Source organism: Pontibacter vulgaris (assembly GCF_022758145.1).
Taxonomy (GTDB): Bacteria; Bacteroidota; Bacteroidia; order Cytophagales; family Hymenobacteraceae; genus Pontibacter; species Pontibacter vulgaris.
Window position 1 is genome coordinate 55,564 of record NZ_JAJVDH010000006.1, and the last position, 14,517, is coordinate 70,080.

The 14,517-nt window shown below is 43.0% G+C and carries 13 protein-coding genes; 9 read left to right on the forward strand and 4 right to left on the reverse strand.

The window, feature by feature from the left end:
• Positions 1-268: 268 nt before the first annotated feature.
• The 4 genes from nirK to LWP20_RS14680 all read left to right on the forward strand — a co-directional run bounded on the left by nirK (position 269) and on the right by LWP20_RS14680 (position 4,076).
• Positions 269-1,744, forward strand: coding sequence for a copper-containing nitrite reductase (gene nirK / locus LWP20_RS14665; RefSeq protein WP_242928920.1), 1,476 nt, complete (start codon positions 269-271; stop codon positions 1,742-1,744).
• A gap of 22 nt (positions 1,745-1,766) precedes the next feature.
• Positions 1,767-2,573, forward strand: coding sequence for a formylglycine-generating enzyme family protein (locus LWP20_RS14670; RefSeq protein ID WP_242928921.1), 807 nt, complete (start codon positions 1,767-1,769; stop codon positions 2,571-2,573).
• A 13-nt stretch (positions 2,574-2,586) separates the two neighbouring features.
• Complete coding sequence (locus LWP20_RS14675; protein ID WP_242928922.1) at positions 2,587-3,213, forward strand: SCO family protein; 627 nt, start codon at positions 2,587-2,589, stop codon at positions 3,211-3,213.
• A 224-nt stretch (positions 3,214-3,437) separates the two neighbouring features.
• Positions 3,438-4,076: a hypothetical protein gene (locus LWP20_RS14680; RefSeq protein ID WP_242928923.1), complete on the forward strand. Its 639-nt coding sequence runs from the start codon at positions 3,438-3,440 to the stop codon at positions 4,074-4,076.
• A 60-nt stretch (positions 4,077-4,136) separates the two neighbouring features.
• Here the strand turns inward: LWP20_RS14680 and LWP20_RS14685 are convergent, their stop codons facing one another.
• A complete protein-coding gene (locus LWP20_RS14685) occupies positions 4,137-5,012 on the reverse strand; it encodes an SDR family oxidoreductase (RefSeq protein WP_242928924.1) in 876 nt (291 codons plus the stop codon).
• A 126-nt stretch (positions 5,013-5,138) separates the two neighbouring features.
• On the opposite strand from LWP20_RS14685, the gene LWP20_RS14690 reads away from it, so the two are divergent.
• Positions 5,139-5,543 (forward strand): nuclease A inhibitor family protein, encoded by a 405-nt coding sequence (locus LWP20_RS14690; RefSeq protein ID WP_242928925.1) that lies wholly within the window; start codon positions 5,139-5,141, stop codon positions 5,541-5,543.
• Positions 5,544-5,603: 60 nt separating this feature from the next.
• Here LWP20_RS14690 and LWP20_RS14695 read toward each other — a convergent pair whose 3' ends face one another.
• Together LWP20_RS14695 and LWP20_RS14700 are read right to left on the reverse strand one after the other, a co-directional pair.
• Complete coding sequence (locus LWP20_RS14695) at positions 5,604-6,485, reverse strand: DNA/RNA non-specific endonuclease (RefSeq protein WP_242928926.1); 882 nt, start codon at positions 6,483-6,485, stop codon at positions 5,604-5,606.
• 223 nt (positions 6,486-6,708) lie between these two features.
• Positions 6,709-8,166 (reverse strand): phytoene desaturase family protein, encoded by a 1,458-nt coding sequence (locus LWP20_RS14700; protein WP_242928927.1) that lies wholly within the window; start codon positions 8,164-8,166, stop codon positions 6,709-6,711.
• Between the two features lie 108 nt (positions 8,167-8,274).
• Here LWP20_RS14700 and LWP20_RS14705 point away from each other — a divergent pair, with 108 nt between their 5' ends.
• The 3 genes from LWP20_RS14705 (at position 8,275) to LWP20_RS14715 (ending at position 10,964) form a co-directional block, all read left to right on the forward strand.
• On the forward strand, positions 8,275-9,102 hold the full coding sequence (locus LWP20_RS14705; RefSeq protein WP_242928928.1) for an SDR family oxidoreductase: 828 nt from the start codon (positions 8,275-8,277) through the stop codon (positions 9,100-9,102).
• Positions 9,103-9,182: 80 nt separating this feature from the next.
• The gene (locus LWP20_RS14710) at positions 9,183-10,421 is read left to right on the forward strand and encodes a BaiN/RdsA family NAD(P)/FAD-dependent oxidoreductase (protein ID WP_242928929.1); all 1,239 of its coding nucleotides are present in this window, start codon (positions 9,183-9,185) and stop codon (positions 10,419-10,421) included.
• Positions 10,422-10,511: 90 nt separating this feature from the next.
• The gene (locus LWP20_RS14715; protein WP_242928930.1) at positions 10,512-10,964 is read left to right on the forward strand and encodes a ferritin-like domain-containing protein; all 453 of its coding nucleotides are present in this window, start codon (positions 10,512-10,514) and stop codon (positions 10,962-10,964) included.
• Between the two features lie 344 nt (positions 10,965-11,308).
• Here the strand turns inward: LWP20_RS14715 and LWP20_RS14720 are convergent, their stop codons facing one another.
• Positions 11,309-13,135, reverse strand: coding sequence for a DEAD/DEAH box helicase (locus tag LWP20_RS14720; protein ID WP_242928931.1), 1,827 nt, complete (start codon positions 13,133-13,135; stop codon positions 11,309-11,311).
• A 696-nt stretch (positions 13,136-13,831) separates the two neighbouring features.
• Here LWP20_RS14720 and LWP20_RS14725 point away from each other — a divergent pair.
• Complete coding sequence (locus tag LWP20_RS14725) at positions 13,832-14,377, forward strand: hypothetical protein (protein ID WP_242928932.1); 546 nt, start codon at positions 13,832-13,834, stop codon at positions 14,375-14,377.
• Positions 14,378-14,517 lie beyond the last annotated feature (140 nt).

Sequence of the window (14,517 nt, forward strand, 5' to 3'; positions counted from 1 at the left end):
AATTTGCTGGCGCAAAATTAAATTGAATAATCATCAAATACTATATAATGTACATACTTATATGTTGCAACATTAAGTATAAGATGGCTTAACTTTTATCCGCATAATTATAAACCCCATCCCCCCACTGTTCAATTTACCTTTTCTTGAATTGGCCTAATAAGGCATTCAGTGATATATGTCATAAACCAATATGACTACCATCATAAGAATAAAGCAGCCCATGGTATTTCTTTGTACCATACAAAATCACTAATCCTTTAACATTATGAAAATGTCTACACTGAGCAAAGTGGTACAGCTAACAGCTATAGGTATCTACAGCTTAGGATTATTGGCATCCTGCAGCTCACAGGCAACAACTGCTGATAATAAAGCGTCAACCGAAGAGGCACTTGCAAAAGAACTTCCAGTAATTCAGGCAGAGCTAACGGATGCACCTAAAGTTCCGGCCCCTATTACCCGAAAGCATGCTGCAAAAGTGGTTGTTAAACTGGAAGTATCGGAGGTTGTTAAAAAAATGGCTGACGGTGTAGACTATACTTTCTGGACATTTGGTGGTTCTGTACCGGGTAAGTTTATTCGTATCCGGCAGAACGACGAAGTGGAATTTCACTTAATGAACCACCCCGATAGCAAGAACCCGCACAACATTGACTTACACGCAGTAACAGGCCCAGGCGGTGGTGCTGCTTCTACTTTCACAGCTCCTGGCCACGAAACTATCTTTAACTTTAAAGCCCTTAACCCCGGCTTGTATGTTTACCACTGCGCTACTGCCCCGGTAGGTATGCACATTGCCAATGGTATGTATGGCTTAATACTGGTAGAGCCTGAAGAAGGACTTCCTAAAGTTGATAAAGAATACTACATAATGCAGGGCGATTTCTATACTAAAGGGGCATTCGGTGCACCTGGTTTACAGCCTTTCGATATGGAAAAAGCATTGGACGAAAACCCATCTTATGTCGTGTTTAACGGTTCTGTAGGTTCGCTTACCGGCGATAAAGCCCTTACAGCCAAAGTTGGTGAAACTGTACGCCTGTTTGTAGGTAATGGCGGCCCTAACCTGATCTCTTCCTTCCACGTCATAGGTGAAATTTTTGACAACGTTTATACAGAGGGTGGTACCAAAGTACACAGCAACGTGCAGACTACCCTGGTGCCGGCAGGTGGCTCAGCTATTACAGAATTTAAAGCCGATGTGCCTGGTAACTATGTGCTAGTAGATCACTCTATCTTCAGGGCATTTAATAAAGGAGCTTTGGGTATGATAAAAGTGGAAGGCGGCGAAAACAAGCGCCTGTACTCTGGCCAGATAGATGACAGGATATACCAGCCTGAAGGATCCACTGTGCAGGAAATGCCACAATCTGCTACACCTAAAGCGATGGTTGCATCAAACAAGAACATGCGCATAGAGCTTGGCAAAACATTGTATGCTCAAAATTGCCAGGCTTGCCACCAGGCTGAAGGCCAAGGTATGAAAGGCGCCTTCCCTCCGCTTGCTAAATCTGACTTCCTGAACAGCGATCTGAACAGAGCTATAGGTGTGGTAGCACACGGCCTGGAAGGTCAGATAAAAGTGAACGGAGAAGTTTATAACAGCACCATGCCTAAACTGAAGTTAACAGACGAGGAAATTGCGAATGTAATAACCTATGTAGTAAATAACTGGGGCAACAAAGGCGGCGAAGTAACCCTCGACCAGGTGAAAAAAGCGAAAGCCACTTACAAGCACTAATTCAAAGTATAAAGTATAGATTATGATCCGCAGACTTCTGACAGCTTTCCTGATTTTCGGAACTTGTGGTATGGCAATGGCACAAAAGAGCACTCCTGCAAACCTGGCCCAGGTAAAAGGAGGCACTTTTGTGCCGCTTTACGGCAGCAACGGCAAAGCTGTAAGCGTGCAGGGTTTCCGGATGGATAAGTACCCGGTTACAAATGCTGAGTACGCTGCTTTTGTGACTAAAAATCCTAAATGGAAGAAGCATGCGGTAAAAAAGCTCTTTGCTGATGCCAACTACTTACGCCACTGGACCTCAGATTCTAATGTTGGTAAAAATGCAGACAAACTGAGTAATAGTCCGGTTGTAAATGTATCATGGTTTGCAGCCAAAGCTTACTGCGAATGCCAGGGCAAACGCTTGCCAAGTATAAATGAATGGGAGTATGCTGCACTTGCCAGCGAAACCAAAGCCAATGCTTCTAAAGATGCTAAATTCTACCAACGAAGCCTTGACTGGTACAGCCAGCCAAACCCAAAGTATCTGCCCCCTGTTCAACAAAGCTTTAGAAATTACTATGGAATTTATGGCATGATCGGCTTGGTTTGGGAATGGACTTCTGACTTTAACTCCAACATGTTAATCGGTGAATCAAGGGCTAATTCCAGTCTTGACAGACAGCTGTTTTGCGGAGCCGGCGCTACCGGTGCGAGTGATGTTCAGAATTATGTTGCCTTTATGCGCTATGCCTTCCGCTCCAGCCTGAAAGCAAACTATACGGTAGGCAACTTAGGTTTCCGTTGTGTGCAGGATGTAAAGAATCAAGCTATTGCCAAAAAGTAAAAAGATGAATACGATGAGAAAATATACAACAGCTACCCTATTGCTATTAGCAATTGTGTTGGGTGCATGCCAGGGAGAGCAAAGTATAATTAAAGCGACAGAGTCAGCTACCCTTGCTCCGACCACAGGCTCTACAGAAATTTCTGAAATGTCACTTTATAATCTTGATTCGGACTGGCAGAATCAGAATAGCGAAACTTTAAAATTACAATACCTGCAAGGCAAAGTTCAGTTAGTGGCCATGATCTATACCAGCTGCGGTTACGCCTGCCCACGCATTGTAGCTGATCTAATACGTATTGAAGCATCGCTGAAAGAAGTTAAGCGTGAAGATGTTGGAATAGTACTGGTAACTATGGACCCAGCCTGGGATACGCCAGAAAAACTAAGTGCTTTTGCTAAAGAGAACAATCTTGACCCTGACCGTTACAAACTGCTGACCAGTAAGCAGGAAAATATTCAGGAGTTGGCTGCTTTGCTGAACATGAAGTATAAAATGTCTCCTGATGGTGAGATAGCGCACTCTAATATTATTTCTGTACTGAATGCAAAAGGTGAGATCATACATCAGCAGGAAGGTTTAGGTGCAGACCCTAATGAAACTGTGAATGCTATTAAAGGCCTGTTGCATAAAATTTAACCTTGTCAGAAAGTAAGCAAAAAGAGCTGTACTTCTCTAAGTATAGCTCTTTTTGCTTTTGGGTTTATTAGTTAATTATGTGAAATAACTCCGCTGTTCTTATAATATCAAATCTACTTAATAGTAGCATTTTTTAAGTCTCTTCTTAAATTAATTAATCTATATCTATTGTTATTAATATTGTAGCTGATTAAATTTGAATAATCAACTTAAAGCCAAATCCTTTGAAAAAACATCTACTATCATTCTTTTTAGTTCTGGGTAGCCTTACTTTTTTACAGGCTCAGGACCTGATCACTAAGCGTAACGGGGAAATATTGCAGGCAAAAGTACTGGAAGTCTCTTTAAACGACATCAAGTATAAAAGCTTTAGCAATTTAGAAGGCCCAACCTACGTGGTGCCTAAAGCAGAGGTAACCGTAATTCAGTATGCCAACAAAACTACCGAGGCTTTTGAATTGCCTGAAGCGGCAAGTGCTACGGCATCCAACCAACCTGCACCAGCAGTAAACGCTGTACAGCCCGTAACATCATCTGCTTCTTCAGTGGAACTCTTTAACAAAGGGCAATTAGATGCACTAAACCATTATGATGGTTACAAATCTGCTGGTACGGGAGTTCTGGTTGCAAGCCTTGTTTCTCCTTTAATCGGGCTTGTACCGGCAATTATTACATCCTCTACGCCTCCTAAAGTTAAGAACTTGGACTCTCCGACTCCTGATATGCTAAACCAACCGGATTATGCTTCTGGTTACCGAAAAAGTGCACGCAAGATAAAGTCAGGTAAAGTATGGAAAAACTGGGGTATTGCCTTTGGGGTTAACCTGGCATTGGTGCTTATGCTAAGCAGCGGTTCAAACTAGAAAGAATAAGCCCTATAAAAAACCTCTGCCTGAAACAGAGGTTTTTTTATACCCAATATCTTACTGCCCTTTACCACGCATCTGCTTTTCCATCGCATCCCACATTTCCTGCGGGATCTGATCGAAAGAGTTGAATTCGCCGGCGCCGTAAAGCCATTCTCCCCCATCTATAGTTACCACTTCCCCATTCACAAAAGAGGCGTAATCTGATACTAAATAGGCAGCCAGGTTGGCCAATTCCTGGTGCTCGCCAAAGCGGCCTACAGGTATACGCTTCACCGGATCCAGTTTATCGGCCAGTTGTTTCGGGAACAAGCGTGTCCAGGCACCTTCTGTTGGAAAAGGGCCTGGGGCAATGGCGTTTGAACGGATGCCATACTTTGCCCACTCCGATGCCAGAGAGCGTGTCATGGCCAGCACACCGGCTTTTGCGCAGGCTGATGGAACAACATAACCAGAGCCGGTCCAGGCATAGGTAGTAACAATATTAAGTATAGCTGCTTCCTGTTTCTGCTCTATCCAGTGTTTGCCCAGTGCCAGGGTACAGTTGTAGCTACCTTTCAGCACGATGTCAGTAATCACGTCAAAAGCTTTATGGCTCAGGCGCTCGGTTGGGCTAACGAAATTTCCAGCAGCATTATTTACCAGTATATCTACACGTCCAAACTTTTCCAGTGTAGCTTTTAGCATGGCTTCTATCTCGAAGTACTTGCGTACATCGCAGGCAATAGGTAAAACCTGGCCGCCTGTTTCCTGCATTAGTTCCTGTGCAGTTTGCTCCAACACTTCTAATTTGCGACTACAGATAACTACATTAGCACCCAGTTCCAGGAAATATTTAACCATAGACCGGCCCAGGCCTGTACCGCCGCCTGTTACAATTATTGTTTTGCCTTTCAGTGCGCCTTCTTTCAGCATCGGTTCAGCTTTTATCATAGTTTCTTTTGTTTAGTATGTGAAAATGCAGCTCCTGGTTAGGCTGCCTGCATAATAAAGATAACGATTGCTTTGTTTATACTTTTAAAAATGTCGTATTCTTTTGCATAACCTATACTGAACAGCATGGACAATGAAAGTATGAAAAGCGAACTGGTGCGGGCTGCAGATGGCCTGCTGATGCTAAGCGAAACCGATGCACCTCTGGAATATTATTTTCATGAAAAGCCAGAAGACGGATTTTTTGATGAAACCGTAGTTGTGCAATGGGCAGGAAAGCCAGCCGGCAAAAAAGTAGAAGTGCAGGAAGTGGATTATTTTTTCCGGAATATGATGAACACTTATCCTGATGATGTAGATAAAAGAAAACAAGATGCAGAGCGTTTCCGGCAATTGGTAGTAACATTAAAGAATCTGCTGCAGGATGTTAAAGTATACCGTATTCATGAAATTGGTATCGATGTATTTATACTGGGCCGTACGCCCGATGGTAACTATGCCGGCTACAAAACATTGGTTGTAGAAACCTGAGTATATAAAAAAATCCCCTGCCAGGTCTGACAGGGGATTTTTTTGAAGTATAAACCCGGCTTATTGCGTTGGGCCGTTATCTACTTTAGCTTCAATGGTGGTTTGCACTGTAGATGATACGTTTGATAAGATGTTATAACCAGTTTTGGCTTCTATAGCGTCTACGGTAGTACGGTAACCACCCCAGGAGCTGCTGACGGTATTTGAATTTGGAGTATCCACGGCGATAACGCGTGTGCTGGTGGTAACACGAGCAGCATCTCCGGTACCAACTGGCAATACAACAATTACTTTCCAGATGCGGTTTGGTACTGTAACCTTGCCGCCAGCTATTGTGGTTTTATAGCCAGCACTTCCATCGCCACCTGTTCCGTAACTTCCCATTATCACGTAAAGCTCGTTGCCCTGGTTTACAAGTGTACGGCAATAGTTTTCAAGATTACCCCAGGTTTGCTGGTTATTGTTAGGGGCCTGCGGAATCATGTTCGACATCAGGAAAGTAGCTGAGTTGTCGGTAACAGTAAGGGTGCGGTCTGCTGACGGGCAATTATGTCCACGATCGAAGCCGCTGCCAGTGTAGTCAGTGGACTGTACTTTATAAAAACTAGAAGGTAGTGAGTTGTCGGCACGGAAATCGTCCTGCCGAGGCGTGCTACCTAACCACGCACTGCTCAGATGCCAGCTAACCCAGTTTGGCGTACCACGGTAGCTGTTATACGACATAGCGTACTGACTCTTTGTAACCAGGTAATTGGAGTAACTGGTTCCGGCGCCGCTCGGGTTGCCCATGGCCATGTTATTGTCCTGGGTTGCATTTGCCACAGAATCTACGGTTCCGATTTGCTGCTTGGTAGCATCCGGATTCATTTCCTCCTTAGAGCAGGAAACAAGCATCCATCCTATTGCAGACAGATACAAAAAGCTTTTAAAGTTTCTTAACATAGGTATATATAGGGATTAAACAATACTCCAAAGATGCAGTTTAATTTTAAATCTGCTATTACCTGCATGTTAAACTTTGTCTGATTTTATAAATTATTTAAACTACTATAAATTAGGTTGTTAAAGTGATATGAACTGGTGTTCTAACATTATACTTTAAAGTATAAATTATCAGTTGAGACAGTACTTGCCAGTTAGATTTTTGAGCAGACTTTCTTACAATTTAATAATGATCCTGAAGTAATTTATGCGCAGCTATGATGCCACTCAGGCAAGTGCCCGGTATGCCTTGACCGGGATAAACGGTATCGCCACAGAGGTAAGCGCCTTTATGGTCTAAGCGGGCATCTTTCATTTGCCAGAGTTTTAGATGCTGATATTGCGGATAACCACCCACCATACCATAAGCCCTGCCCGTCCATTGGAGCCAGGAGCCAGGTGTAGCCGATTGCAAGTATAAAATGTTTTCTTTGCGAACTAAGCCTCTCTCCTGCAGCACCTTTATAATTGCATCTTCAGCAATCGCTTTATGTTCGATATAATTATTTTCTGGATCCTGAATGTGTGTACTTACAGAAGCTATAGTTTCTCCCTTTGCGGCTCTTAACGTGTCTTCGGGGTGGCTCAGGCTCAGAAATATACTTTTACTTTTGATGATGGGAAGGCCTTCCGGCACATGCACTTGATGATGTATCGTTTTAAGTGCCGGCGTGTTTTTAAGCACCATGCTTATGGAGAAAGCACTATTCAGTTTTGGTGAAGGCAATATGTATTTGCGCAATGACTCCTGCACTTTCTCATCTTTTATCAGAGAGGCAGTATTATTAAGCGGAACCCCGCTTATGACAAACCTGCTGGTAAGTATACCTTTAGAAGTATGAATTTTATATCCTTTTTCAGGTAGCGGAATGATAGCATCAACTTTATGCCTGTAAAGTATGGATGATCCGTTGGAGGTAATATAATCCGTTATGGGATTGATCAGGTTAATCAGGCCTCCATCTACATAAAAGTTACCGTACAAAGTATAACATAGTGCGGTAGCCCCAAAAAGTTCGTTGACTTCGGGTAAATAATTCTGTGCTGTTATGAGCAACTGTTCGTTTACAAATTCAACGAATAACTTATTCTGCAGAAGATCATACTTCCTAAGCACATCTTCCATTGTTCGGAAAGCACCCGGAATAAGCCTAAGCTGGGAAGGCCGTGCACGAAGTATACTTTGCCAAAGATCCTTATAATTTGATATCGGGAAACTCAGCTGTGTTAAAGAAGTTTGCCATACTTGTTGGCTTATACTATACAGATGCTTCCAAAAGGTACGTTGATTCTTCTTACCAAAAACACGCTCAGCTTCGCTTATCCAATCCTCCAGATCAGGATATCGGTTTATAACCTGCCCGTCAGGTGGGTGTACCTGCATAGGCAATTCCAGTTTGCGAAGGTTTACATTTATCCCGGTTTCATCAATCAAGTATCGAAGCGGCATGTGCTCATCAAGTCCGACCAAGGTAGTAGCGCCTGTTTCAAACCAATAGCCCTTGCGTTTGTAGGTGGTAGAGCAACCGCCTGCATATTTGTTCTGTTCCAGTACACCAACCTTAAGCCCGCGCTTTGTAAGCAGTGCAGCCGCCGTAAGGGCACCAAAACCAGAACCAACTATAAGCACATCGTACGCCATTTATTTTGTTACTTTACCTGAGGTTTCTATTCCTATTGGTTAATACGCTTTGGTAGCAGTAACAAGGAGTCCGAAAAATTGTTGAGTCTAAGTATAAGTAAAGTATAAATGGCAGCAACTGCAGATATAAGTATAATGGGGTGCGGATGGCTTGGTATGCCACTGGCCGACCGATTTGTGAAACTTGGCTATCGTGTTAAAGGCTCTACAACAAGTACAAACAAAGTAAATTTGTTAAGCGAAAAGCAGATACAACCATACCTGCTAAACCTGCAGGATGAGACACTTGACCAGAAGCTGCTTGAGGATTTCCTGGATACACGTATACTTATACTTAACATTCCGCCGCGCCTGCGATCCGATAGCGGCGCTTCTTATCTGAAACAACTGGAGCTATTACTTCATGCTTTGCAAAATTCACAGGTCAGTCGGGTTTTATTTGTAAGCTCCACCTCCGTTTACCCAGATTTTAATAGGACGGTAACAGAAGACGACATCAGTTATACCGATATACTTGAACCTAGAAATATGCTGTTACAGGCAGAACGAATGTTCCAGGACCGTGAAGACTGGGTAACTACTATTGTTCGGTTTGGAGGACTTGTTGGCGGCGACCGCCAGCTAGGCCGGTTCATGGCAGGCAAGCAACATATGCCCAATGGCGATGCACCCGTAAACCTAATCCATTTAGAAGATTGCCTGAATATTCTGGTAAGTATAGTACAGCAAGAAAAGTGGAATCAGGTATACAATGCCTGCGCAGACGAACATCCCCTGCGTAAAGAGTTTTATCCTGCGGCTGCACTTGCTTTAGGGCTAGAACCTCCTCTATTTGATGATATGCAGGAAACCCATTTCAAACTCATCAGCAGCCAGAAATTGAAGAATGATCTGAGCTATATTTTTGCTTACCCCGACCCTATGGCTTTCTTTTAGTATTTTTGTTTTCTTAAATGGAGATCGATCTACAGGTTTTCCATTTTAAGGCAAAGTATAAATAGTTGATAAGATAATAAATGAAAGTAGCAGTAATAGGCGGCGGTGCGGCGGGTTTTTTTGCGGCCATTACATGTGCAGAGGCAAATCCAAGCAGTCAGGTAGTATTATTGGAGAAAACAAACAAGCTGCTCTCCAAAGTGCGTGTATCAGGTGGTGGCCGTTGTAATGTTACGCATCATTGCTTTGTGCCTTCTATATTCTCTCAAAATTACCCACGTGGTGCCAAGCAGCTGAAAGACGCTTTTAAAACGTTTGGAGCTACTGAAACAATAGCCTGGTTCGAAAAACGCGGAGTAGCTCTGAAAGCTGAAGCTGATGGACGTATGTTCCCGGTTACCAATACTTCAGAAACTATAGTTGATTGCTTAATGCAGGCAGCCAGAAAAGCCGGCGTAAGTATAAGAACCGGTGTTGGTGTTGAAAGTATAGAACCGGTAGCTTCACTTGATGGTCATACTTCCTTCATACTTCATCTGCAAAACGGTTCATCCATAACTGCTGATAAAGTACTTGTAAGTACAGGTGGTAATCCCAAATCTCAAAGCTATGAATGGCTTCGCAAACTGGGGCATACCATACTGGAGCCCGTGCCTTCGCTGTTTACATTTAATGTGCCGGATTCTCCTTTAAAAGAGTTGCAGGGTGTTTCGGTGCCAAATGCCAGAGTAAGAATAGCCGGACAAAAACTGGAATACGAAGGGCCATTGCTCATCACCCATTGGGGGTATAGCGGACCGGCTGTGTTAAAGCTTTCTGCCTGGGGAGCCCGTGTCTTCCACGATCAGCAGTATACTTTTACTGCTCTCATTAACTGGATACCTGAACATACAGAAGAAAGCTTGCGGGCACATTTGCAGCAATACCGGCAGGCGCATCCGAAAAAAGTGGTAAACACAAACGCGCTTTTTGGTTTACCACAACGTCTCTGGAAAGCCCTTTGTGAGCTTGCCGAAATACCTGCTGAAACTCGTTGGCTGGAGTTGCCCGCAAAAAATACGAATAAACTGGTTGAAGCCTTGTTGCGGGCACCGTTTGATGTTAAAGGGAAAACTACTTTTAAAGAAGAATTCGTAACCTGCGGCGGAGTTGATTTAAGTGAAGTAAACATGAAAACCATGGAAAGCAAAATACAACCGGGTTTATACTTTGCAGGAGAAGTGCTTGATATGGATGGTATTACTGGGGGGTTTAACTTTCAGGCAGCCTGGACTACAGGGTACCTGGCAGGTCGTTCGATGGCAGCAAAAGTAAATTAACTGGCTTCCTGATTGCCTCATTATATTCGTAAGAAACAAAAAAGTCTTCAAATCAGTACATGTGCATACTGAAACAAAGTAAATAAAACTATGGAGACCAATAAGGAAGTATTCGCCACAGTGCACCACCTGATAGAAAGATGTAAAGATGGCGCAAAAGGCTATGAAACAGCCGCAGAAGATGTAGAAGATAAGGACTTAAAAGACCTGTTCAGAAAATATGCCGTTCAGCGCGACAGCATGATAACAGAGTTGCAGGACCAGTTGCATAAAATGGGCAAAATGGATGATGAATCCAGTTCTATTGAAGGTACATTACACCGTGCCTGGATAGACCTGAAATCTGCCTTAACTTCTAAAGACCGTAAGCGAATTCTGGAAGAGTGCGAGCGTGGCGAAGATTACGCTGTAAAAGCTTACCAGGATGCTCTTAAACATGATCTGCCGGGTACGCTTAAACAAGTTGTTGAGCAACAGTATCAGGATGTTAAGCATGCGCACGACCATATCCGTACATTGCGCGATACAGCCCGCGAAGCATAAAATCCAGCATATAAAACTTAAAGAGAGGAGCTTCGGCTCCTCTCTTTATTTGCAAAAAGTGACTTTTGATAACTGCCGGAAGTATAAAAAACAAGAAGGGTGATATCCGTCTGATATCACCCTTCTTTATAACTGTTCTTTTTTAAGGAGCAGTTAAATCTTCCAACCTTTTTATGATAGTATCTTATACGCCGGTATGATGGACTGGTTACATTCTTTCTGAAAAAAGATAAAACAAAAAGGCCAACGTTTCAAGTTGGCCTTTTCTAACAATCTATGAAGCTTTTGACACCTCATACTTTGTATAGTTAATTATACGGAAGTATAAATGACTGGTTACCGGATTAGAATCTTTTTTTTCTGAAACCACGGCTATCACCACCACGGTCTCCGCCTCTGCGATCGCCATCACGGTCGCCACGGCCACCGAAACGACTGCCGCCTCCGCCGTAACCACCTTCACGACGGCCACCGCCGTATCCGCCTTCGCGTCCACCACGGTCACCACCAAAGCCACCTCTACGGCCACCACCATCTCTGTCTCTTCCACCGCCGAAGCCGCCTCTGTCCTCTTTAGAGCCAGAACCTTTCTTCTCAGATTTCTCAACAACAACCATACGGCCATCCACTTCTATACGGCCAACTTTTTCAAGTATCTGGGCTGTGTATTCAGAAGGTACTTCAACAAAGCTGAACTTATCGTAAAGATCAATATCGCCAACTTTAGAAGCTGGTATATCAGAATTCTGGCTTAACAGGTCGATAAGGTCTTTTGGATGTACGCGGTCTTTTTTACCGATAGTAATGAACAGACGGTCAAAACCTTCTTTAGCAAGGCCCAGACCTTTTTCAGCTTCCTGACCAGCTTCCTTCGCTTTTGCTTCTTTCAGGCTCATTTTAAGAAGCGCTGCAGCAATTTCAAGCGAAGTATAATCTTCATTAACAAGTGTTTCTATTTTAGCAATGTGCTTTGTAAGGTTGCCTTTCTCAAGTACCTCACGCACTTTGCTCAGGAACATGCTGGTTCTTAGCTCGTTTACGTCTTCGTAAGTTGGTATCTGCTGCATAACAATATTCGCTTTTGTATAGCGCATAATGTCTTTCAGCTTATACATATCAGAGCGGCCTGCTACAAAAGAAAAGGCTTTACCTGATTTACCGGCACGGCCAGTACGGCCAATACGGTGCACGTAAGCTTCTTCGTCCTGTGGCAGGTCGTAGTTAAATACGGCCTCTACGTTGTCTACATCCAGACCACGAGCTGCAACGTCAGTAGCTACCAATATTTCCAGCTGCCCGTTACGGAATTTACCCATCACGTTAGAGCGCTGATTCTGGTTCAGGTCACCGTGCAGTGCATCGGCAAAATAGCCACGTGCCTGCAGGCTGCTTACCAGCTCATCAACCATACGCTTTGTATTACAGAAGATGATAACAGACTTCATGTTGTGCATGTCCAGTACTCTGGATAACACTTCACCCTTCATGCTGTTACGCACTTCAAAGTATGTCTGGTCAATGTTTGTAACCGTAAGCTCTTTGTGAACCACTTTTACAATAACAGGGTCAGTCTGGTAACGCTTTGTAAGCTCCATGATCGGCTTGGACATGGTAGCTGAGAAGAAAATTGTCTGACGCTCTTCCGGCATCTGGCTAAGTACAAACTCAATGTCTTCACGGAAACCCATGTCTAACATTTCGTCAGCTTCATCCAGGATAATTTTCTTTACTTTATCTAAAACTAATGTACCACGCTCGATATGGTCCATTACACGACCTGGCGTACCAATTACGATCTGAACACCTTGCTTAAGAGCACGCAGCTGGCGCTCGTAAGGCTGTCCGCCGTAAATAGGAACTACACTAATGCCTGTTTTATACTTGGCAAGTTTCTGAATCTCACCTGATACCTGGATAGCAAGTTCACGTGTAGGGCAAAGGATAAGAGCTTGTACACTACGGTCACGCTCGTCTATACTTTCAATGGTAGGGATGCCGAAAGCGGCAGTTTTACCGGTACCTGTCTGGGCCTGACCAATAATGTCACGACCTTCTAAAACAACCGGGATAGCTTCTGTTTGAATGGGAGAAGCTTCTTCGAAACCCATGTCAGCGATAGCACGCTGTACTTCCGGCGAAAGCGGAAGCTCATCAAATCTGATTTTGTTCATCTAAATACTTAATAACTAATTATGACACATCTGGAGGCAGCCTGTTTCCAATCTCGTCTCTTTTACGTTAAAGAGGACTCTTTACGACAAAGAGTGTAACTAAAAAAACTAGGATAAGCCAACGACAGATGGTGTAGCCAGTTATAAAAGTGATCAGACTGATTCCAAATCGGCTGCAAAGGTACGGATTTTTTATTTACTAACCTATTTTACTCCGGACCTGCATTGTGACATGGCGAAACCAGGCAAACGAAGTACTGAAAGTTACACTTTTGATTACAGGAAAATATTATAAGTTTTTCTTTAACTTTTGATATTTATTTATTTAAATTACATAATAAATTACAAATAAATATTAGAATAGGTAACAATAAAATTGCTTCACACGTAAAAATATCACGTTCACCCTTAATAAATAAACATTCACTTGTAAATATGTTAAATGGCTAAAACTTTATAACGAAAACGCGTACAATTCAGAACTTCAGTTTCTGTAGCATCTCTTAAACCTTTTAATAACTGGCCAATATGAAAAGTATGAGTAGCTTAAGAGCTAGAGTTCCCCGCCTCCCATAAATCCGTGTGACAATTTAAACTAAGCTGATGAAAGACAGAAAGGGCTTACATCAATTTATTAAGCTATTGCCTGTTTTTATTAAACGTTAAACAATTCCTTAACCCCTTAGATCCTCTACTATGTTACACTTTTCCAAAATTTCTACCCAGGGCAAAGATTTCAATTTAATCGCCTCAGGTGCATTAGCTTTCAAAATTCACAACAAAATACTGAAAGACGAAGACTTTCAGCATGGCACACGCGTTAGCCGCAGTATGTTGCTAGGTAGCGTTGGGGCTCCAACCCAACTTACAAACCCGGACCAGAAAAAAGTATACTTTGTTATTATCTCCGACCTGGACAAAACCAATGTAGACTCGCTTTGTAAAATGATTGCAAAAGAGCGTGCTAATGGCAGTTATGCCGTTTGTGAAGTAATTCCTGCCTTCTACAACGAGCCTTCTTTTAAAGCCCTTAAAATGCTTCGTCAGAACTTTGATGAGGTAATCGAGCTTAGCAAATTCAATCTAGGTAACAGTAAAGCGCTTGTTAGCTCAGAGCAGCAGCATTGTATTGTTACAGATTACTCCCTGTCAATGGCGCGAATCATGTACCATGTATGTGTAAACGATTTCGCATCAAAGCAATCCGCTGAAAAATCAAAATCCCAACCGGTTTACGCCTGATATATCTTTTATCATAAACGCATAAGCCCCTTCTGTTGCCACGTTACAGAGGGGCTTATGCGTTTAAAGCCTTTGTAAATCTATTACTTATAAAAGAATCGAAAATAGATATGGCAATGGCAGGCCACATCTTGTATCTT